A 19,007-nucleotide genomic window follows, 5' to 3' on the forward strand; every position below is an offset into this window, starting at 1 on the left:
GGTACACCGGGCACGACGCGAACCCGTGGATCGGTATCCCGGGCAAGGCGGTGGACATCGGTGTGGCCGCCGACGGGACGGTGTGGCACGTCAACTCCGCCGGTGGGATCTTCCGTTACACCGGGGACCAGGGCTCCACCGACTGGGTGGGCGTCGCCGGCGGGCTGACCCGCATCTCGGTGGGGTCGCGGACCCATGTGTGGGGGGTGAACTCGTTGGGGCAGATCTACCGGTACACCGGGCACGACGCGAACCCGTGGATCGGTATCCCGGGCAAGGCGGTGGACATCGGTGTGGCCGCCGACGGGACGGTGTGGCACGTCAACTCCGCGGGCGGAATCTACCGTTACACCGGGGACCAGGGCTCCACCGACTGGGTGGGCGTCTCGGGCGGCCTGTCCCGCATCTCCGCCGGCTCCCGGACGAACGTCTGGGGCATCAACTCCTCCAACCAGATCTACCGCTACACCGGCCACGACGCCAACCCCTGGACCGGCATCCCCGGCAGCGCGGTCGACGTCGGCGCGGCTGCCGACGGCACCGTCTGGGTCGTCAACTCCGGGGGCGGCATCTACCGCTACACCGGAGACCAACCGAGCTGACCTGCGTGAGCAAGTCGTGCAGGGTCCCAGTCCGCAGCGACCGGGGCCCTGCACCTGGGTGGCGGTCACGGCAAACTTCGACTCCCTCATCGCAGCGCAGCCGCGACCTCCACCACAGCCAGGCCCGGCACGGCCACATGCGCGTCATTGATCTGCGTCATGCCGGTCGGCGGCCGCAGAGGTTCTCCGATCCCGCCGTCTTCACCCGACCGAGTAGGGGCGGCCTCGGTGGACGACGTCTTGGACCGGCTCGTGCGCGCGACGGCCGACCGGCTTGAGGGAGCGTTCGGCGGCTAGCTGGAGGCGCCGACCGCCTGCTGTTCGTGGTGGTGCTTGAGCGCGTTTCGGGCCGCGAGGACGTCGGCCGGGGCGAACTCGCTCCAGTACGCGTGCGTGACGATCGCCGTGGCAAGTTCGCGTTCCCGCGCCGTAGCCGGGCAATCTCCGCCGCGTCCTGGGGATCCCAGCCGGGGGAGGCGGGGCGGGACGACTGCCGCCAGGCGTTCTCGTGCGTCTCCCACGCATCCAGCGGTTCGACCGACCACGGCACCCGCTGGTAGAGCGTCTGCAGTTCAGCGCGGACCTGGCGGAGCTCGTCCTGGGCGTCGGTCAGGTCCGGGGGAAGTCGTACGAGGCTGCCACGAGGCAAAGCGAACTCATCGCCAACCTCGCCGACCTGCCCGCCGGTCCTCGCCGCATCGTGATCGGTTGTGGTGGGGGTCTCTAGCGACAACCGACTGTTGCTGAGACTTCAGTGACTGTGAGTGGCCGCCGCTGGCGGAGTGGGCGCACGCGCACGGCACGCAGACGGGACAGCCGCTGCTGCTGCGGGCCGATGGTTGGTCGGTGCCAGAGGTCAACGGGTTCTTCGCCTCAGCGCGGATGCGCAACGCGAGCGCGGGCACGCGGAGGAGAAGTACGCCTTTGCGGTAGCCGTCTGGCTGGGGTTCCTTGATGCGGCGGGCCGGGCTTGGCACGACGCCGACGAAGAGGACGTCGCCGGGTTCAAGTTCTGGCGGATGACTGACGAGGCGAGATTTTGTGCCTGACGCCCCCAGGTCAACGTCGGCTCCGCCACCAAGTCGGACAGTACATCCCACGATCGTGTCCCACCGGGAACCCATCCATGCCACGCGCCGGCTCCGGCTACCTCCAGCCGGCGCAGCTCGACAGTCAGCGGGCGATTGAGATCGCGAAGGGTGTGAATCCGGTGGAACGGATGACGTGAGGTACGAACAGGATCGCGGCCTCCGTGGCGCGGGCGGTCTGGATCCCGCCGAGGTCGGTGATCCATTCCTTTTGCCAGCCGAGGTCGGTGAGCAGTTCGCGGACGCTCTGCTTGGCCTGCGCGTCCTCGCCGGAGAGGAACACGGTCGGTGTCTGGGCGAGCGTGTCCGGCGAGGTCATCACCGGGAAGAGCATGGTGTTGAGTGTCTTGACGACGCGCGTTTCGGGGAGCGCCTTCTGGAGCTGTTCGGCCAGGCTCGAGCCGGGGTAGATCAGATCGGCGGGCAGTCCGTCCGGTCCGTCGGTGGTGGCGTTGGAGACGTCGACGAGGATCTTGTCCCGGAGTTCTTCGCGCAGAGCGGCGAGCCGGTCCAGCGAGCCGGCGCCCGGGGTGGCGTTGATGACGATCCGGGCAGTCCGGGCGGCGTCGGCGGCGGCGCCCGGCGTGCGGTCCGCCACTGTCACTTCGTGTCCTGCCCGGGCGAGGGCCGCGGCCAGGTTGCCGCCGACGCGGCCGTTTCCGAGAACTGCGATCTTGGTCATGATGATCTGGTCCTTCCGTGGGCGTGCGGGTTGTAGTGCGCGGTCAGCGCGAGAGCGTGGACACGGCCTCGGCGTGGACGCCCGGCGCGGCGGCCACAAAGCTCTGGCTCTGAGGGGTCCAGGGGCGGCCCTCGGCGTCGGAGATCCGTCCGCCGGCCTCGGTGACGAGCAGCGCTCCGGGAAGCAGGTCCGCGCGGGCGCCGGCGAACTGCCAGAAGGCGTCGATCCGGCCGGCGGCTACGTTCAGCAGGTGCAGGGTCGCGGGCACGGCGACGCGGACGACGAGCGCGTCGAAGAGCATCGCGGTGATCGAGGAGCCGACCCGCCGCACGACCTTTTCCTCCTCGTCCGGCCGGGCCTGGCTGGTGGCCACGATGCTCAGGCCGAGGTCGGCGGTCTGGGAGACGTGCAGCGGCCGGCCGTCGAGGTGGGCGCCCGCGCCGGTGAGCGCGGTGTAGGTCTCGCCGGTCAACGGCAGGTGCACTGCGGTGAGCACCGGCTGGTTCTCCCGCACGAGGGTGGCGGTCACCGCCCACTCCGGCAGGGCGTGCAGGTGGTTGACGTTGCCCTCGGCCGGATCCACGACCCACCACTCGCCGGCCGGCAGCGCCCCGCCGTCCAGTTCGTCCTCCACCCAGCCGGCCTGCGGGCGCAGGCTCGTGAGACGGGGACGCAGGATGTCGAGAGCCGCGTCGTCGTTGACGGCCAGCGCGCTCATCAGCTCTTCGCGGCTCTGGTAGCGGACCACCTCGCCGAAGCGCTCGCGCAGCGCCGAACCCGCCTCACGCACGGCGATCGCGGTCTGGGCGAGCAGGTCGGCGTCGGAGGCGGCGACGTCGGTGGTCTGGAGCGTTTCGGACATGGCGGTATTCCCGTCTGAGGAGGGGTGCTGAGGCCGGTCGAGTGCCGAACTGCGCGTTACTTCTTGCGCTTTCGCCTCAACGGTAGGCAGCCCAGCCATTAACTTCAAATGCATGTCAGGCACGGCTAGGATTACTCACATGCAATTGGATTTGAACCTGCTCGCCGCGCTCGACGCGTTGCTGGAGGAGGGCAGTGTGGCCGGGGCGGCGGCGCGCCTGCATGTCACCGCCCCCGCGATGAGTCGGAGTCTGGGCCGGATCCGGCGCACGACCGGGGATCAGATCCTCGTGCGCACCGGCCGAACGATGACCCCGACGCCGTATGCGATCGCCGTCCGGGAACAGGTGCACGAGCTGCTGCACCAGGTCCAGGGGGTGCTGGCACCGAGCCGTGAACTCGATCTGGCAACGCTCGAGCGCACGTTCACACTCCGCTGGCACGATTCCCTCGTCGCCTTGAGCGGTCCCGCACTGCTCGCGGCCGTGCGCGGACAGGCGCCGGGTGTGCGACTGCGCTTCGTCGCGGAATCGAGCATCGACACCCCCGAGTTGCGGCGCGGCGAGGTCGACCTGGAGGCGAACTCGAACCGCCCGAGCGCACCGGACATCCGTGCCGAGAACGTGGGCGAGACCCGCCTCGTCGTCGTCGCGAGGCAGGGGCACCCCCTCACCCGCGTCAGGACCCTCACCGCACAGCAGTACGCCGATGCTGAACACGTCACCGTCTCGCGACGTGGAAACCTCACCAACGCCATCGACGACGCCCTCGCCCGGCTCGGCCTCACCCGCCGTGTGGTGGCGACCGCGCCCACGGAAGGGGCCGCTCTGGAGTTCGCGCGCGGCTCCGACGTCCTGATCAGCGTCCCCGAAGCCACCACGCGGTCAGCGGTCGCCGACCTCGGCCTGGTCGTGCTCCCCCTCCCGCTCGAACTGCCGTCGGCACCGATATACCTGTCATGGCATCAGCGCTACGACACCGATCACGCCCACGCCTGGCTGCGCGGACTGGCGCGAACCGCGCTGGCCCTGTGAGGAGCGTCGTCGGCGCCGTGGCTGCGTCACCCATACATCCACGATCCACGCGACCACCACGGCGATCTGCTTGAACGTCAGCAGCGGCCTGTCCGTGCGGGCGCTGGCCGTGGAGGAAGCCAGACCGACGTCTGCGGCTCACAATCGCGGATCGCCGGTGTGCAGATCAATCTCACCGGGATTTCGCTGGTGGCCGGCAGCGCATCCGCGCGGGCCCGGATGGTTTTCGCGATCGGTCGGTATTTGAGATCCGCCTTGGGCGAGTCCGGCTGATGTGAGGGGTAGTTGCAGGTGGCGAATCGCAGCTCGATCAAGCTGGTGCGGGCTCCATCGTCTAACGAACTCGTGCACGGTTGGCCGTTGCACGAGTCAGGGCCGGCGGATCTCGCACTGGGGCACTGCCGGGCTCTCTCCGAACACCCTCCGATAGGCCCCCGGCGTGGTCCCCAGCACTGCCCGGAAGTGTCGTCGCAGATTCACCGCCGACGACAATCCGACCCGCGCGGCCACCGTCTCCACTGGCAGGTCGCTCTCCTCCAGCAACACACGCGCCGCCTCGATTCGCCGCGCGAGCACCCACTGCCCCGGACTGACCCCGAGCTGCCGCGCGAACCGTCGGGCCAGCGTCCGCTCGGACACCCCGGCCCGCCCGGCGAGCCGTCCCACCCCCAGTTCCTCGCCCAGCCGGCCGAGCGCCCAGTCCAGCAGCGGCGCGAGCGAGTCGTCCGTTTTCTCCGGCGCCCCGGGCGGACTCACGTACTGGAGCTGGCCGCCCTCCCGGTGCGGTGGCAGCACCATGCTGCGGGCGACAGCCGCGGCGTACCCGGCGCCCTGGTCACGGCGTACGAGCTGGAGGCACAGGTCTATCCCGGCGCCGCTGCCCGCGCTGGTGGCGACGTCTCCGTGGTCGACGTACAGCACGTCGGAGACGACCTCCACAGCAGGGAAAGCTGCGGCCAGTTGGGCCGTCCGGCGCCAGTGCGTGGTCGCCCGGCGGTCGTCGAGCAGCCCTGCCCGCGCGAGGACGAACGCGCCCGTGCAGATGGACACGACCCGCGCCCCACGCCGGTGAGCGCTGCGCACCGCCTCCAGCACCGCCCCGCTCACCGTGCCCCCGGGCGGCTGCCACCCCGGCACCACAACGGTGTCCGCCTCCGCGAGCGCCTCCAGTCCCGCCTCGACGAGCAGCGCGTGCCCGACGGTCGTCCGCAGCGGTCCCGACCGCTCGGCGCACAGCCGGACGTCGTAGCGGACGGGCAGGTCGGGCCGTACGCCGCCGAACACCTCGGCGGCACAGGCGAGTTCGAAGGGCGACTGGGGTTCGTTGAGGAGCGCGACAATCCGGTGGACAGCCATGGCAGGAATATACCCACAGATGTCATTTCAGACTCTCGTACGAGGCCTGGAGGCCCCCGCAGGATGAGCTCATGACCATCGAACGCAGCGAACCCAGCGCTCTCGTCACCGTTGTGCACACCGACCAGGTCGATGCCGAGGAGGTCGCCCCCGGCATCGTCCGCCGTCGCCTCCCCCGCACCGACCACGCCCGCGGCTGGCTCATCGACTTCGGCCCCGGCAGCCAGTGGCCGGCAGTCGACGTCCACGAGTCGGAGGAGCGCTACTTCGTGCTCGATGGCGAGGTCATCGAGGGCGAGGAGCGCCACGGCCCGGGCACGTACGTGGTCTTCGCCCCCGGCAGCCGCCACCGCCCGCGCACCGAACTCGGAGCACGCATGCTGGGCATCACAGTGCTATAGCCTCGTTGCCTCATATGGCCCTTTGCGACCTCGACCTCGCACGCCCCCGACCTCGACCGCGCCCCCGCAGCATCGACCGTGCCCAGGCCCACGTTTGGTCTGCCAGCACGGTTGCCTCATGTCCGGCCCGCCATGGCGGGGCCCTCCGGTACGCAGCCAGCAGGGACAGAGAGCCAGCCCTGCATGCCGTTCAAGTAGTACAGGGGAGGCGTGTCGCGGCAGGGGGCGTGGTCGAAGAACCTGTTGTCTGTTTCGATAAGGATTTTCTCGCACGCCGGGATAGGGGCGGGGAAGAGGGTCGTTGGTGGCGGCGATGACCTGACAGGCGTAGCCGTCGGGGGAGGCGTCGTCGGCGATGTCGATGAGCGTGTCGATCAGGCGCAGCCCGCTGGCGTGGTCCAGGCCCTGGGCTCCGAGGCCAGTAGGCGGCGAATCGATGATCAGGAGCGGGGGCACGCGGACGCCGGGGTCGGCGCGGCCGAGGTCGCGCAGGGCCAGGAGCATTGCGGCGTTGGTGGCCACCTTGGGCTGCCGGCGACCGAGCTCTCGGCGAAGGGCTTGTCGGTGGTGTGCCGCTCCTTGACGCGCGTGGTGAAGTCGCCCGGGTCGATGGAAGCAGTCTCGACGTCGGGATTGATCTGCTGCAGCCGGGTGAGGAAGAACTCCGCCCAACGACCGGTGACTTCCTTACGGCGCACGTCGTGGGCGGTGACCGCAGCGTCCCGGGCGGCCTGCGCCGCTCCCATCTGCTCCTTGGCCGCCCTTGATGACCTTCTTCTGAGCACTGATGTGGTCAGCCGATTTCAGACGTTCCTTGAACTGAGCGACGTCACGGCTCAGGCCGTGAGCCTCCTTCTCGGCCTGCTGCGCGGCCATGCGGGCGGACTGAAGATGGCCGTCGTCGTAGACATCGCGGGCGGTAAGCGCAGCCGCGACTGCCGTGTCGGCTTCCGCCGCCTCCGCAGCGGCAGCGACCGAGGCATCCTCCCCGCCGGGCAGGCGTGGCTTTCCTCATCGCCTGCTCACTGATCTCGCTGTCCGCAGGCATACCGGCGTGGGCCGCCGCAACCCTGCTCGTCACCGCGGTGGTGATCCATACGGTCGGCGAACTGTGGAACTCCGCCGCTGGCTTCGAGGTGTCCTTCGCCCTCGCCCCGCAGCACGCTACCGGCCAATACCTGGGCGTCTTCGGCCTTGGCGCGGGCATTGCCGAGGCCCTCGGCCCAGGACTGCTCATCGCCCTCTGCATGACCTGGGGCCGCCCCGGGTGGTATGTCGCAGGAGCCATGTTCGCGCTGACCGGCTTGGCGGCACCACCCGCCGTCCGCTGGGCGCAACGCCACCAGCGCGCTCCGCAGACACAGCTCACACCTGCGGAAAAGGCGACAGCTGCCTGACCGCCCCGAACAACCAGCTCAACCCCCGTTCGGGGTGGGCCCAAATCAAACCGCCCCCCGGAGCCGCCTCATGGCGCTCGATCTTCGCGAATCATCCGCGAACTGGGCCCAGTTGGGGTCGCCTCGATGGGGCCGCTAGAACCCGCCCTGGCCAGCCAGTTGATGGTTTGCTTGCCGTTGCGACCGTAGACGACGCTCCCCACGTGCTCTCGGTTAGATTCCGGCAGCACCACGCGATGGTCTTGCCCGGCCGCTTCTCCTCGGCTTGCATCACCGACGTCGTGTCCCGCGACAACCAGGCCGCCTCCCCACCTTCCACTCGAAGCGGACGGCGGGCCCGTCAGGCCGCACTCCGGTCGTTGTAGTGGCGGACGATCTCGTCGAACGCGGCTCGGGCGGCGTCGTCGAGGCGGTAGGTGTCGCGGTGGGGGAGGGGTGGGCGGGTGCAGTCCGGCCCGTGGACCTGGCCGCCGGAGTGCTTCCAGTACAGGCAGCACGGCGTGAGCTGCCGGACCTGCTCGCCGGCCTCCAGCCGTGCCGCGTGCTGTGCCTCGGCCCGCGCGCGGTGGTGCGCGGACCGGCATAGGCCGTCGGCGGCGAGCAGGCTGGGCGCGGCCCAGACGACGAGGATGCCGAGCAGCCACTCGTGGTTGACGAGCAGCCAGGCCGCGGCCGCCAGTGCGGTGAGGGCCAGGGTGCGGCAGGCGAGGGCGAGGGCGAGGTGTCGGGTCACGGATGGCTCCCGGTGGGTGGGCTGTTCCTGGTGTAGTTGCGGATGCCCCGTCCGGCCCGCGTCAGCCCGCCGGCCTGCGCAGGCGCCAGCCATGGCCCACGAGATCTTCCGGCCGCGCGACGGAGGAATTGCCAAGACTTGTGGATGAGGAGTGGGTTGCCTGCTGGCAGGCGAAGGGACTTGAGTCTCCAGTAGGGGGAGACACAAAAGTGGGGGCAGGGACGGCGACACGCTTTACTCGATCGGCGAGCTCGCTCGACGGACCGGTCTCACGGTCAAGGCCATTCGGTTCTACTCCGATCGCGGAACCGTGGTGCCGACGGACCGTAGCCCGGCCGGCTACCGCCTCTACCGCATCGACGCCGTCGCACGCCTGGACCTCGTGCGGACCCTGCACGAGCTGGGACTGGACCTTCCCACGATCCGCAAGGTCGTGGACCGCGAGCTCTCGCTTCCCGAGGTCGCCGCGGCGCACGCCGAAGCACTGGCAGGGCAGATCCGCGTCCTGCGCCTGCGGCGGGCGGTGCTGATGGCGGTGGCCGAGCGCGGGTCCACACCTGAGGAGACGGAACTCATGCACCGGCTGGCCCAGCTTTCCGAGGACGAACGCCGACGTCTGATCGGCGATTTCCTCGACGCCGTCTTCGGCGGTCTTGACGCCGCCTCCGCATTCGCGGGGTCATGCGCTCGATGACCCCCGAGTTGCCCGACAACTCAGAGGCAGAGCAGGTCCGGGCATGGGTGCAGTTGGCCGCAATTCCCTGGACCCGGCTTTCCGCGCCATGGTGCGGCGGATGGCCGAGGACCAAGTGGCCGAGCAGCCCCGAAGCGACATGATGGGCCCGCGCCGCGACATTGCCGCAGTCGTCCGTGACCAGGTCGGCTCGGCCCTGGCCGCCGGCATCGACCCGGCCTCGGCCGGCCGATCCAATCGCCGCTGCGTTCACGGCGCAGTGCGCGCACCTCCTGGGCCGCCCCGACGACGTTGAGCTTCGCCGCCGGCTGGCGACTCGGCTGGAGAGCGTGAGTGACCCCCGCAGGGACCGGGCCCTGAAGAAGATCGCCCGAATGGGTGGCGGCATGGTACTGCTGGACGGATCGGTGGTCCGCACCCGGCGCAGAACCGGGAAGGAGAACCGGAAGAACTACTCCGGCAAGAACAAGTGCCACGGCCTGCTCGTGATCGCCCTCACCGACGACCGGGGCCGGCTGCTGTGGATCTCGGCGGCCCGCCCAGGGCGCACCTCGGAGATCACCGCCTGCCGGCACGACCAGCTCACCCGGAAACTGCGGGAAGTCGGGCTCGGCGCCATCGCCGACCTGGGATTCGTCGGCCTCGACGACGGCGGCCCCGACGCCGAACCGGCGGTGATCACCGGCTACAAGGCCGCCCGGAACCGGCCCCTGACGCGAGGCCAGAAGCTGTCCAACACGGCACTGGCGGCCGTCCGGGCACCCGTCGAGCACGGCTTTGCCCACCTCAAGAACTGGCGCGTCCTCGGCATGGTGCGCACCGACCCCTCCTGGGCGACCTCCCTGGTCAGGGCCTTGCTGGTCCTCACGAACCGCGAAGTCGCCCGATGACCGACGATCTTCACCAAAGTCACCTGCCAGCGACCAGCACGAGCATCCCGATGCCCACGCACACCAGCCCTGTGACCAGCAACTTCAGCTTGCGCACCTCCCAGTTGGGCAGCGGCGGAGAACAGCCGCAGCCTCCCACGGCAGCAGCGATCGGCAAGCCGAGGTCTATGGCTTCCGGGTCGGGACAGCGTGACGGCGGTGGTGCTGGCCGGCCGGCGCCAGTCGCGGTCACCTCATCACCCCACCGCTCTCTCTCGGGCTGTTGGACCCAGGACCGGCCTTCCGAGACGGGTCGTGGTCTCGGACATAGACGGTGACTCGCGCCCCGTTGACGTGGGTTGTTCCGTACGCGCGGAAGTGGCGCCGCAGGGTGCTTGTTTTCGCTTCCTCCTGCGGGTTGGTCGAGTGCGTACCCGCCGCGCGGACCACGACGATCCGGTCGAATTCCAGCATGCGTGCCGCAATTTCCAGGGCGGGAAACTCGACACCTGCAAGTGTGTTCGACGAAACGGGGTCCTGTGCCAGGGCGAGATCTGTCAGGAAACGGGTGTCCTCGGGGTTGGCCGCAGTCAGGATCCGGTGCTGGCCGGAGAGATAGAGCAGACCGTCGCCGGGACGGCCTTCCTTGCGTACGGTGGCGCCGATGGCGGTGACGTCATTGCTCCGGCTCTGGGGCGTCCTCAGCGAGAGGCTCGGCTGGACGAGCGCGGCCAGTACGGCAACCGCCGCGATCCACGCGTAGCGGGAAGACCGCTGCCGCCGGAGGAAGTAGTCCGTCCAGGCGCCCAGCAGCAAGGCGACTCCGATATTGCTGTAGAGCACATACCGGTCGACGAAAAGGGGCTTGACCAGTGAGGCGATCAGCAGCAGAAGGCCCGGAAGCGCAAGAATCGGCACAGCCAGCGCGGAAAGCCGCACGGGCCCCCTCACCCTCAGGGGCGCCAGGGCACACGCCACGCCCACGACCGCCACCACCAGAAAATAACCAGGCCGCACCGGTCCGCCGATCCAGGACACCTGCTCCGACTGGCCCGCACTGCAGATTGCCAGCGGCAACAGCCCGGCCACGACGCACGCGGCAGCCACACTCCACGCCCTCAGCACCGGTCGTGGAGCACGGGAGACGACCAGTGTGACGCCGTGTGCGACCAGGGCGAGGACCGCGAACTCATGGAGCAGACAGGCCAGCAGCATGGTGGAGCCATAGACCGCCCATCGCCACCGGGTGCGATGCGGGACGCTGACCACGAGCGCATAGGTGGCCCAAGTGAGCAGGGCACAGACCATGGCATACGAGCGGCCTTCCTGCGCGTACTTCTGTACCTGGGGAAGGAGCGGGAACACCAGCCCGGCCAGCAGCCCGGCACGGGGTCCCGCCAGGCGTAGCGCCAGAAGCCCGACTCCGCTCGCCGCCACGGACATAGCCAGCACGGACGGCAGCCGCAATGTCAGCAGCCCTCCGCCGAAGAGGCCGAAGATCTCGTGCATCACGGCGTAGTAGAGGGCATGGACCAGATCAATGTGCTGGGCGGTGAGCCATATCTGCGAAAGATCGCGGTGCGCGAGCTGATAGGTGACGGACTCGTCCCCCCACATGGTGTTCTTCCTGCGGATACCCCAGAGCCCCAGAGCGATGGTCAGTGCCAAGGGCGCGATGACGACAACGGCCTTGGCCGGGCCCGGTGTTTGTCGACGGGCGGGCACAGGAGGGGAAACCGTCTGGGCCGCGACGGGGGCACGTTCATCAACGGACATCGGCGACAGGGCCTTTCAGCAGTGGCGAAGACACTCCGCCAGCGTGCCCGGACCTCGTTGACCGGAGGCTGACCCAACCTGACCAGCCGATCAGGAAGGCGGGCCGGCGCTGTGCGAGGCTGCACCGCATGCGCATCCTGGTAGTCGAAGACGAGGTGGACCTTGCCCACACCCTGCACACCGGTCTGACCGCCGAGGGCTACAGCGTCGACCTCGCCCATGACGGCCGGCAGGGACTGTGGATGGCCCGGACCGGCGAATACGCCCTTGTCGTACTGGACTTGATGCTGCCCGGACTCAACGGCTACAAGGTCTGCGCCCAGTTGCGCCGGGAGGGCAACGCGACCCCCATCCTGGTACTCACCGCCAAGGACGGGGAGTGGGATCAGGCAGAGGCCCTGGACACGGGGGCCGACGACTACCTGGCCAAACCATTCTCCTACGTGGTGCTCGTCGCACGGCTGCGAGCGCTGGTCAGACGGGCCGCCACGGTCGCCCCGCCCGTCCTTGCTGTGGGCGACCTCTCGTTGGATGTCGCCGGCCGGGTCTGCCGCCGGGCCGGGGCCCGGGTGGAACTCACGCCCAGGGAGTTCGCCGTGCTGGAGCTGCTGGCCCGCCGGGCGGGTCAGGCGGTCTCCAAATCGGATCTGCTCTATCACGCGTGGCCCGAGGAAGCCCTGGATCCCAACCTGGTGGAGGCACGCGTCAGCGCACTGCGCAAGAAGGTGGACTCCGCGTTCGGCCGACGGTCCCTGCAGACCGTACGGGGTACCGGTTACCGGCTGGTGGACGACCGTGAACGCGACTGAGCCGCGGCGCCGTTGGTGGCCGCGTTCGGTACGGGCCCGCGCGGCCCTGGCCGCTGCCTCGGCCGCCGCCGTCATCCTGGTCGGCATCGGCTGGTGGCTGCACCACGACGTCTACCGCCAGAGCACGCAGATCGCCGAAGACCAAGCCAAGGAACAACTCTGGTCTCTCTGCGACAAGTTGCAACAGGGTGTCATTCCTGACTCCATAAGCACTGTGCCGTACGAGGTCGTCGCGACCGGTCGGCGCACCGCTGTCGCCTACGGCGGAGGCATGGACGACTTCGCTCCCGGCACCCACCACGTGATGCCCGCCCCGCCGAAAGCCTTGAGGGCCGAGCTCATTACTACCGTTCGCCTGCCTGCGAACCCCGACTACGACCCCCATGACAAATCCTCTGTGGCCGGCGGGACCAATCAGGTCATCACGGCCAATATCCCGGCCGATGTTCTGGGCGATGACAAAGCCGCTGCTCTGGGCGTCACCGCCGACGCCAACCTGCGGGTATATGTGGTGGTGCTCCCGCACACAGCCGAGGCAATCACCGAGACCACCGACCTCCTGCTGCTGCGGGCCGGGCTCGTGAGCCTCGTACTGATCGCCGCCGCCGCCTACTTCGCCGTCCGAATCGCGCTGCGGCCGGTCGAAGCCATCCGCGTCCTCACCGCCTCGGTCACCGCGAGCGACCCCCGCGAACGCGTCACCGTCCCCGCCACGGGACACGAGATCACCGCCCTGGCCACCACCATCAACAGCACCCTCCAGCGCCTCGACGACGCCGCCGCCCAGCAACGCCGCTTCGTCGCGGACGCCGCCCACGAACTACGCAGCCCCCTCACCACACTGCTGGCCAGCCTGGAAGTCGCGCTCGCCTACCCGGAACGCACCGACTGGCCCGCCGCGGCCACCACCGCCGCACGACAGACCCGCCGCCTCCAGGCCCTCGCCGAAGACCTGCTGCTCCTGGCCCGCCTCGACACCCGCACCCTCATAGCCGGCCCCGAAACCGTCGACCTGACAGCCCTCGCCTCCCGGCTGACCGAGCAATACCCCCTCACCGAACGGCCGTTGACCCTCACCTGCGACAGCACCGCCCCCGCACACGCACGCGGAAACCCGGACGAATACGAACGACTGCTGCGCAACCTCATCGACAACGCCGCCCGCCACGCCGCACACCGCATCCAGATCACCATCCGAAACCAGGACGCCTGGGTCGTCCTCACGGTGCACGACGACGGACCGGGCGTGCCCACCGAGGACGCCGAGCGCATCTTCGAACGCTTCGTCCGGCTCGACGACGCCCGCTCCCGCGACCACGGCGGCACCGGCCTGGGCCTCGCCATCGCCCGCGACCTGGCCCACCGTCACCGAGGCACCCTCACCCTCACCCCCCGGCCCCTCGGAGCATGCTTCCAGCTACGCCTTCCCCGAGCCTCCACCCCGGCCGAGGAATGACGCGCTTCACCGCGGCAGCCCTTCGGAACCGGAAGACCACCAGATGACCACGCCCAAGAAGCTCCCGCCCGCGAAGAAGCAGGTCAACCAGCTGATCGCCGCAGAACGAGCCGTCTGCGAACACGCCTTCGCACACCTGAAGAACTAATCCCTTTTCAAGGGCAACCCGGCTCGTCCGCGCGCTTATGGTCGTCAACTGGCACGAGATCGCCCGCTGACCGACGATCTTCACCGCAGACAACCGCCGCCGACCAGCACGAGCATGACCTCACCCCACCCATGCCACCCCCGTGACCTGCACGTTCAAGATGAACACAACTCATTGAGGGCCTGCTGAGCGGCTTGGGCGGCCTGCTCGGGCTCGCCCTCGTCGAAATAGTGCGGCGGCCAGGCCGGCGCGGTCCAGGACGCGGACCCGATCGAAGCCGGGCTTGCGCAGGGCGAGCGCGTCGGTGAAGTGGATGCTCGCACGGCCGTGCCGACCGCCGATGCCGTTCAGGTAGCGGGCTGAGACCGCGCGGGCAACGCCTTGAACCGGAGCAGGCGGTGATCGAGTGCCGGCATCCAGCCGCGTTCACCTATTGACGGCCAGCACTGCCGCGAGGCCCTCTTGCAGATCTTTGACGAAATAATCGGGGACCTCCAGCGACGGGAAATGACCCCCGACTTCGGCCGACCTCCATCGGACGATCTGTCGGTACCGCTCCTGTGCCCAGGGCCGCGGACACTTCTCGATGTCGCGCGGATACATACTGATTGCTGACGGGACGTCGACCCGAAGTTCAGGGTCCAGCGAGTTGTGGCTTTCGTAGTAAATGCGGGCCGCCGATGCGCCGGTCCGCGTCAGCCAATACAGGGTGACGTCGTCAAGAACTCTGTCTATGGAAATCGTCTCGAACGGGCTGTCTTCGGTGTCTGACCACTCAGCGAACTTGTCAAGGATCCAGGCAAGAAGCCCGACCGGTGAGTCGACGAGCGAGTAGCCGATGGTCTGCGGTCGGGTCGCCTGCTGCTTCGCGTACGCCGCGCGGTGGCGCCAGAAATGGCGGGTTTCCTCAGTCCACCTGCGCTCGACCGCCGTCAGTCCGTCCGTTGTCAACCCGGGCGGTCCCTCCGCGAACGTTGTGTGGATGCCAAGAACGTGCGCGGGGAACCTGCCGCCGAGAACCGTGGTGATATTGCCTCCCCAGTCGCCGCCGTGGGCTGCGAACTTGCTGTAGCCGAGCCTTCCCATCAGTTCCACCCATGCGGCTGCGATCTTTTCGGTTCCCCACCCGGTGGTGGTCGGCTTGTCGCTGTAACCAAAGCCTGGTAGCGACGGGACCACGACGTGGAATGCCGGTGCGTCTACATCTTTCGGATCTGCCAGCTCGTCTACTGCATCGACGAACTCAGCAATGCTGCCTGGCCAGCCGTGCGTCAAGACCAGAGGAGTGGCATCTGCGCGCGCGGATCGGCGGTGCAGGAAGTGGATTCCCAGATCATCAATGGTCGTGCGGAACTGGCCGATCCGGTTGAGGCGCTCTTCGAACGACCGCCAGTTGTACCCGGTGCGCCAGTAGTTGACGACATCGACGAGGTCGGCGAGAGGAACGCCCTGATCCCATCGGCGAGGGTCCGGCGCGGCGCGACAGACCGTCTCAGCCTCCGGTAGTCGCGCCGCGGCCAGTCGCACGCGCAGATCGTCGAGGTCAGCGTCAGTTGCGTGAGCTTCAAAGGCTTGCACATCGCTGGTTGGGCGGGGCATGAGACCTCCTGGCCGTCGTGGAACCGACTACGGTCTATCGCGAACCGGCTAAGACGGTTCTAGCAGTTCTCCGAGCGACGCTGCAACCGGCTAAGGTGGTTCTATGCGTGCTGCTTTCCCTGACTTCCGCCTCGGTAACGTGCTGGCGACCAGCTTCACGGGGACTCTGTCGGAACGTCATGGCGACGCTGTGGAGCGCATTCCCACGCCGCAGCGACTCATCGACTGGCTGGCAGTGAACGAGCTCGCCGTGGACTCCTGCACCACTGCCCAGCTCGAACTCGCTCGGGAACTGAGGGAGTCGATTCACGCCACCGCGACAGCGGCCGCGATCCAGGACGCTCTCCCTGCATCTGCTGTCCAAGTCATCAATGACTGCAGCGTTCAAGGTCGGGCCGCGGCTATCTTGACGCCCGAGGGTAAGCGCCGATGGCAACTCGGCTCGGTTTCCTGTGTGGAAGATGCCCTCAGCGTGATCGCCGCCGACGCGATCAGCATCATCGCAGGCGAACGAGACGGAAGGTTGGCCTTGTGTGCGTCACCAACCTGCCAAGCCGCCTTCTTCGACACCAGTCAAAGTCGCACCCGCAAATGGTGTGACATGAACACGTGCGGGAATCGTCAGAAGAAAGCGCGCTTCAATGCCAACCAGCGCAAAAGCCCCAGATCAGCGCAGTGATCGTTACCTCGGTACATCCAGGTGGGCTCCATGCCTGCGACACGCGTGAACCGCGTCCGCGCCGAGCCGCGCCCTCGTTTGACCACGATGCCGTGGCCCATGATCCGGCTCCAGCACGGTGACTTCGCCCGGCGTCCTGGCTCGCCTACCGGGCTCGGCGCGTCTGGCCGGTGCGATGCCGGGGCCGACGTCTGCCTCACCCCTGCATGTGGGTGGATGTGAACAGTCCCGCCCGGGTACCGGGCGGGACTGTTCTTGCGCGTGCGGGGGCTCTACCCCCACGCTCTCAGCCGGCGCGGTGGGTTACTTGACCGTGAGCGTCTTCGGCCAGCCGTAGCGGTTTGCCGTGGCGAACAGGTCCTTGATGTCGGACGGCTTCAGCTTGATGCAGCCGTTGGAGTAGTAGTCCCTGTCGCCATCCCAGCGCTCCGACTCGATGCTGCCCTGCCCGCCGTTCGGCTTCATCTCGCTGTGCACGAACAGCTCCGTGCGCTTGGTGCCGCTGTGGCCGTTGTCCTTGCACCTCATGTCGGACACCTTGATGACATAGCCGTTGATGATGCCGTCGAAGTTCGTGCGGTGAAACTCGATGTTGTACTTGCCGTTGGGCAGCCACCCCTTGCCGACGGCGCACGGATTCTTGCTCATGTTGCCGGAACCGGCACGATACTTGGCGTTGCCGACGACCTTGTCCGCGGCGTTGGGCACGCTCTTCATGAGGTAGAGCCTGGAGTTGATCGGGTTGGCCGCGTTCTTCTTGAAGTACAGGTAGTAACCGCCGCCGGCCGCATGAGCCTGCGGGGCCGTCGCGGCGGAGGTGACGGCGATACCGCCGACCAGGGCCGCCGTGAGGACGAGCGGGGCGATACGGGTACGCAGACTGTACGAGTGCATGGGAGCAACTCCTCTTCGTTGAGTGTGTGTTGCCTGGGTGCGCCGCCGCCGGCCCACCCTTTCTGGGCCCGGCCTCGGCGACAGACCAGAGCCTGGGCGGGGAGCCTTCTGTCCGGCAAGGGTTTGCGCTGTCCGGGACAGCCAGCCCCTGTCCGGGCTGGTCAGCGGCTCGGCCGGACACCCGGACGCAGTCGCCGGAACTGACTGGGACGGGGATTGTCGGGTGCAGTGGACGGGACGACAATGACCGCATGGCGATCTTGGGGGAGCCGGATCCCGGCGAGGCACGTAACGCGTCCGAGTACGTCGCCCTGTTACGGCAGCTGAAAGAGGCCAGTGGGCTGACGTATCGCCAGCTCGAGCACCGGGCCGCCAGGCGCGGTGAGGTGTTGGCGCGCAGCACACTGGCGGACGTGCTGCGCCGCGACGGGCTACCGCGCGCGGAACTGGTCACCGCCCTCGTGCGGGCCTGCGGCGCCGCAGCGGACCTTCCCGAATGGCTTGCTGCCCGAGAGCGACTCGCCTCCACCCAGAGCGGTGTCCCGCAGACTCAAGAAGATCCACAAGCCCTGAAGGCCCCGGAGGTCCCAGGGACCCCCGAGGACCGACAGGCCCAGCGGACGAACGGGTCCGACGCAAACGGGCCCGAGGAGCACGGACCGGGCCGCGACCGGGTGGGATCCCCCGGCCGCCGAGGCACCACGGTCGCCGACAACCGCGTCAGGACGGCCTCACTCGCCGTACTGAGCTCACTCGGCGCGATCGCCCTGCTCGTCGTGGGCGCGCTCAACCTGCTCCCTGACGACAACGGCGCACCGGCTGAGGAAGGTGCGGGCAACGAGTCGGCCACGACCCCGCTGCCCACACCGACGGGACCTGGCCCGACGCCGGGCTTCTCGCACATCCGCCCCGCCCTCGCACCAGAACTGTGCGTGACCGACGGGGAAACCCGTCTCGCCGGTGCCGACCGCTCCAAGACCGTCGCCGTCCAGCGGCCCTGCACCGACGCCGTCCCACCGCGCACCTACCTCCAGCGCACCGACGATGGCCTGTACCGCATCCAATGGCGTCACCCCCGGCAGGGCACCGGCTGCCTCACCGTACTGGCCACCGGCGACTTCCGCGGCACACTCGAACCCTGGGACGACTGCCGCGCGGCCGGCCCGGCCCAGCTGTTCCTCATCGAACGGAACGGCGGCTCGGAGCGGTGGCGCATACGTCCGGCCTTTGACGACAAACTGTGCCTTGACATCCACGGCGAAGCCGCCGAAATAGGAGCCGTGGCCATGACAGAGCCCTGCACGGCAACGGACGGCGGGACACAGACGTTTCTGATCGGACCGGAGTAGGTCGCGCTTCGCCATGCCTGCGGAGGAGCGTCGCCTCGAAGTCCGCGCCCTGTGCAGAATCCCGAGCAGCTCAGAGCCGCCCGTTTCGACGGCGCGAAACTCCTCGGCGAGGTCGACCCCGCCGTCATGGCCCGCGTGGACCAGGCGCTGCGCGCCGTCCTCGACCTGCAGCCCGCTAGCAGGCGCAGAACCGCCCTGCGCCTGGCTGTGACGGGGGCTCGGGAGCATCCTGGGGCCGTGGCCGGGAAGAAGGTCCAAGCGGGCAGCCAGTACGGCATCCCGTTGCCCGAGGGCAGCCGGCGCTCACGTCGGTAGTGTTCAGCGGCCTGTCGCACGAAAGCGTGACGATGGAAGCGCGAGCATGAAAGGTGGTGGCGGGGCAACATCGAGTTTGCCGCTGCCCTACGCGAAGGTCGCCCATATCACCGTCCGAAGAAGCGGTGCCCGATCTGCAAGGACTGGCGGGTCACGGGCGAGACCACGGGCGGCAACCGCAAGCGGGTGGATGCCCTGTACTGCTCACCGAGATGCCGCACCCGGGCGTACCGCAAAGGCGTTGTGCCGCGACCCTCGACGCCAC

Annotated in this window: 22 protein-coding genes and 1 pseudogene; 13 read left to right on the top strand and 10 right to left on the bottom strand. The window is 68.6% G+C overall.

From position 1 onward, the window contains the following. Positions 1 to 602: tectonin domain-containing protein (locus ACZ7DE_RS38075; protein WP_470768977.1), on the top strand; the 602-nt coding region annotated here is incomplete at its 5' end. A gap of 293 nt (positions 603 to 895) precedes the next feature. Here the strand turns inward: ACZ7DE_RS38075 and ACZ7DE_RS38080 are convergent. Next, positions 896 to 1,123 (bottom strand): hypothetical protein, encoded by a 228-nt coding sequence (locus tag ACZ7DE_RS38080; protein ID WP_470768978.1) that lies wholly within the window; start codon positions 1,121 to 1,123, stop codon positions 896 to 898. Between ACZ7DE_RS38080 and ACZ7DE_RS38085 the strand changes: the two genes are divergently transcribed. Then, entirely contained in the window at positions 1,111 to 1,329 is a 219-nt protein-coding gene (locus ACZ7DE_RS38085; RefSeq protein ID WP_470768979.1) for a hypothetical protein, read from the top strand. The genes ACZ7DE_RS38080 and ACZ7DE_RS38085 overlap by 13 nt on opposite strands. A 446-nt stretch (positions 1,330 to 1,775) precedes the next feature. On the opposite strand, the gene ACZ7DE_RS38090 is transcribed toward ACZ7DE_RS38085, so the two are convergent. Next, positions 1,776 to 2,372 (bottom strand): NADPH-dependent F420 reductase, encoded by a 597-nt coding sequence (locus ACZ7DE_RS38090; RefSeq protein WP_054238924.1) that lies wholly within the window; start codon positions 2,370 to 2,372, stop codon positions 1,776 to 1,778. A gap of 43 nt (positions 2,373 to 2,415) precedes the next feature. After that, on the bottom strand, positions 2,416 to 3,234 hold the full coding sequence (locus ACZ7DE_RS38095; protein ID WP_470768980.1) for a 3'(2'),5'-bisphosphate nucleotidase CysQ: 819 nt from the start codon (positions 3,232 to 3,234) through the stop codon (positions 2,416 to 2,418). Positions 3,235 to 3,373: 139 nt separating this feature from the next. Here ACZ7DE_RS38095 and ACZ7DE_RS38100 point away from each other — a divergent pair, with 139 nt between their 5' ends. Beyond that, on the top strand, positions 3,374 to 4,267 hold the full coding sequence (locus ACZ7DE_RS38100; protein WP_470768981.1) for a LysR family transcriptional regulator: 894 nt from the start codon (positions 3,374 to 3,376) through the stop codon (positions 4,265 to 4,267). 369 nt (positions 4,268 to 4,636) lie between these two features. Here ACZ7DE_RS38100 and ACZ7DE_RS38105 read toward each other — a convergent pair whose 3' ends face one another. Further along, positions 4,637 to 5,623, bottom strand: a complete 987-nt coding sequence (locus tag ACZ7DE_RS38105; protein WP_470768982.1) for a GlxA family transcriptional regulator — start codon at positions 5,621 to 5,623, stop codon at positions 4,637 to 4,639. Between the two features lie 71 nt (positions 5,624 to 5,694). On the opposite strand from ACZ7DE_RS38105, the gene ACZ7DE_RS38110 reads away from it, so the two are divergent. Beyond that, on the top strand, positions 5,695 to 6,024 hold the full coding sequence (locus tag ACZ7DE_RS38110; protein WP_470768983.1) for a cupin domain-containing protein: 330 nt from the start codon (positions 5,695 to 5,697) through the stop codon (positions 6,022 to 6,024). 440 nt (positions 6,025 to 6,464) lie between these two features. Here the strand turns inward: ACZ7DE_RS38110 and ACZ7DE_RS38115 are convergent, their stop codons facing one another. Continuing rightward, positions 6,465 to 6,770: a hypothetical protein gene (locus ACZ7DE_RS38115; RefSeq protein WP_470768984.1), complete on the bottom strand. Its 306-nt coding sequence runs from the start codon at positions 6,768 to 6,770 to the stop codon at positions 6,465 to 6,467. Between the two features lie 7 nt (positions 6,771 to 6,777). Here ACZ7DE_RS38115 and ACZ7DE_RS38120 point away from each other — a divergent pair, with 7 nt between their 5' ends. Both ACZ7DE_RS38120 and ACZ7DE_RS38125 read left to right on the top strand, forming a co-directional pair. Then, positions 6,778 to 7,053, top strand: a complete 276-nt coding sequence (locus ACZ7DE_RS38120; RefSeq protein ID WP_470768985.1) for a hypothetical protein — start codon at positions 6,778 to 6,780, stop codon at positions 7,051 to 7,053. After that, positions 7,026 to 7,421: a hypothetical protein gene (locus ACZ7DE_RS38125; protein WP_470768986.1), complete on the top strand. Its 396-nt coding sequence runs from the start codon at positions 7,026 to 7,028 to the stop codon at positions 7,419 to 7,421. The genes ACZ7DE_RS38120 and ACZ7DE_RS38125 overlap by 28 nt, the downstream gene beginning before the upstream one ends. Before the next feature lie 340 nt (positions 7,422 to 7,761). Here the strand turns inward: ACZ7DE_RS38125 and ACZ7DE_RS38130 are convergent, their stop codons facing one another. Further along, positions 7,762 to 8,154 carry a hypothetical protein gene (locus ACZ7DE_RS38130; RefSeq protein ID WP_470768987.1) on the bottom strand — a complete coding sequence of 131 codons (393 nt, stop codon included), beginning with the start codon at positions 8,152 to 8,154 and terminating at the stop codon, positions 7,762 to 7,764. Positions 8,155 to 8,395: 241 nt separating this feature from the next. Between ACZ7DE_RS38130 and ACZ7DE_RS38135 the strand changes: the two are divergent. Together ACZ7DE_RS38135 and ACZ7DE_RS38140 are read left to right on the top strand one after the other, a co-directional pair. Next, positions 8,396 to 9,231, top strand: a pseudogene (locus tag ACZ7DE_RS38135) (MerR family transcriptional regulator); the annotation flags it as partial. Between the two features lie 3 nt (positions 9,232 to 9,234). Further along, on the top strand, positions 9,235 to 9,738 hold the full coding sequence (locus ACZ7DE_RS38140; RefSeq protein WP_470769020.1) for a transposase family protein: 504 nt from the start codon (positions 9,235 to 9,237) through the stop codon (positions 9,736 to 9,738). A gap of 19 nt (positions 9,739 to 9,757) precedes the next feature. Here ACZ7DE_RS38140 and ACZ7DE_RS38145 read toward each other — a convergent pair whose 3' ends face one another. Both ACZ7DE_RS38145 and ACZ7DE_RS38150 read right to left on the bottom strand, forming a co-directional pair. Continuing rightward, entirely contained in the window at positions 9,758 to 9,895 is a 138-nt protein-coding gene (locus ACZ7DE_RS38145; RefSeq protein WP_366885585.1) for a hypothetical protein, read from the bottom strand. A gap of 71 nt (positions 9,896 to 9,966) precedes the next feature. Then, on the bottom strand, positions 9,967 to 11,493 hold the full coding sequence (locus ACZ7DE_RS38150) for a glycosyltransferase family 39 protein (protein ID WP_470768988.1): 1,527 nt from the start codon (positions 11,491 to 11,493) through the stop codon (positions 9,967 to 9,969). A gap of 128 nt (positions 11,494 to 11,621) precedes the next feature. Between ACZ7DE_RS38150 and ACZ7DE_RS38155 the strand changes: the two genes are divergently transcribed. Both ACZ7DE_RS38155 and ACZ7DE_RS38160 read left to right on the top strand, forming a co-directional pair. Next, a complete protein-coding gene (locus tag ACZ7DE_RS38155) occupies positions 11,622 to 12,302 on the top strand; it encodes a response regulator transcription factor (protein ID WP_327187359.1) in 681 nt (226 codons plus the stop codon). Continuing rightward, positions 12,289 to 13,758 (top strand): sensor histidine kinase, encoded by a 1,470-nt coding sequence (locus tag ACZ7DE_RS38160; RefSeq protein WP_391981633.1) that lies wholly within the window; start codon positions 12,289 to 12,291, stop codon positions 13,756 to 13,758. The genes ACZ7DE_RS38155 and ACZ7DE_RS38160 overlap by 14 nt, the downstream gene beginning before the upstream one ends. A gap of 574 nt (positions 13,759 to 14,332) precedes the next feature. Here ACZ7DE_RS38160 and ACZ7DE_RS38165 read toward each other — a convergent pair. Then, on the bottom strand, positions 14,333 to 15,505 hold the full coding sequence (locus ACZ7DE_RS38165) for an epoxide hydrolase family protein (protein ID WP_470768989.1): 1,173 nt from the start codon (positions 15,503 to 15,505) through the stop codon (positions 14,333 to 14,335). Positions 15,506 to 15,608: 103 nt separating this feature from the next. Between ACZ7DE_RS38165 and ACZ7DE_RS38170 the strand changes: the two genes are divergently transcribed. Continuing rightward, on the top strand, positions 15,609 to 16,184 hold the full coding sequence (locus tag ACZ7DE_RS38170; RefSeq protein ID WP_470768990.1) for a CGNR zinc finger domain-containing protein: 576 nt from the start codon (positions 15,609 to 15,611) through the stop codon (positions 16,182 to 16,184). A 303-nt stretch (positions 16,185 to 16,487) separates the two neighbouring features. On the opposite strand, the gene ACZ7DE_RS38175 is transcribed toward ACZ7DE_RS38170, so the two are convergent. Further along, positions 16,488 to 17,078: a L,D-transpeptidase family protein gene (locus ACZ7DE_RS38175; RefSeq protein WP_470768991.1), complete on the bottom strand. Its 591-nt coding sequence runs from the start codon at positions 17,076 to 17,078 to the stop codon at positions 16,488 to 16,490. Between the two features lie 251 nt (positions 17,079 to 17,329). On the opposite strand from ACZ7DE_RS38175, the gene ACZ7DE_RS38180 reads away from it, so the two are divergent. Together ACZ7DE_RS38180 and ACZ7DE_RS38185 are read left to right on the top strand one after the other, a co-directional pair. Then, on the top strand, positions 17,330 to 18,427 hold the full coding sequence (locus ACZ7DE_RS38180) for a helix-turn-helix domain-containing protein (RefSeq protein WP_470768992.1): 1,098 nt from the start codon (positions 17,330 to 17,332) through the stop codon (positions 18,425 to 18,427). A gap of 51 nt (positions 18,428 to 18,478) precedes the next feature. Further along, entirely contained in the window at positions 18,479 to 18,742 is a 264-nt protein-coding gene (locus ACZ7DE_RS38185; protein ID WP_470768993.1) for a hypothetical protein, read from the top strand. The last annotated feature ends 265 nt before the right edge of the window (positions 18,743 to 19,007 follow it).

Source organism: Streptomyces sp. NPDC037083 (assembly GCF_055606485.1).

Excerpts from the sequence above, each read along its gene's own strand:
- ACZ7DE_RS38090 (WP_054238924.1), bottom strand. The coding sequence starts at position 2,372 with ATGACCAAGATCGCAGTTCTCGGAAACGGCCGCGTCGGCGGCAACCTG.
- ACZ7DE_RS38095 (WP_470768980.1), bottom strand. The coding sequence starts at position 3,234 with ATGTCCGAAACGCTCCAGACCACCGACGTCGCCGCCTCCGACGCCGAC.
- ACZ7DE_RS38100 (WP_470768981.1), top strand. The coding sequence starts at position 3,374 with ATGCAATTGGATTTGAACCTGCTCGCCGCGCTCGACGCGTTGCTGGAG.
- ACZ7DE_RS38105 (WP_470768982.1), bottom strand. The coding sequence starts at position 5,623 with ATGGCTGTCCACCGGATTGTCGCGCTCCTCAACGAACCCCAGTCGCCC.
- ACZ7DE_RS38110 (WP_470768983.1), top strand. The coding sequence starts at position 5,695 with ATGACCATCGAACGCAGCGAACCCAGCGCTCTCGTCACCGTTGTGCAC.
- ACZ7DE_RS38115 (WP_470768984.1), bottom strand. The coding sequence starts at position 6,770 with ATGGGAGCGGCGCAGGCCGCCCGGGACGCTGCGGTCACCGCCCACGAC.
- ACZ7DE_RS38140 (WP_470769020.1), top strand. The coding sequence starts at position 9,235 with ATGGTACTGCTGGACGGATCGGTGGTCCGCACCCGGCGCAGAACCGGG.
- ACZ7DE_RS38150 (WP_470768988.1), bottom strand. The coding sequence starts at position 11,493 with ATGTCCGTTGATGAACGTGCCCCCGTCGCGGCCCAGACGGTTTCCCCT.
- ACZ7DE_RS38155 (WP_327187359.1), top strand. The coding sequence starts at position 11,622 with ATGCGCATCCTGGTAGTCGAAGACGAGGTGGACCTTGCCCACACCCTG.
- ACZ7DE_RS38165 (WP_470768989.1), bottom strand. The coding sequence starts at position 15,505 with ATGCCCCGCCCAACCAGCGATGTGCAAGCCTTTGAAGCTCACGCAACT.
- ACZ7DE_RS38170 (WP_470768990.1), top strand. The coding sequence starts at position 15,609 with ATGCGTGCTGCTTTCCCTGACTTCCGCCTCGGTAACGTGCTGGCGACC.
- ACZ7DE_RS38175 (WP_470768991.1), bottom strand. The coding sequence starts at position 17,078 with ATGCACTCGTACAGTCTGCGTACCCGTATCGCCCCGCTCGTCCTCACG.
- ACZ7DE_RS38180 (WP_470768992.1), top strand. The coding sequence starts at position 17,330 with ATGGCGATCTTGGGGGAGCCGGATCCCGGCGAGGCACGTAACGCGTCC.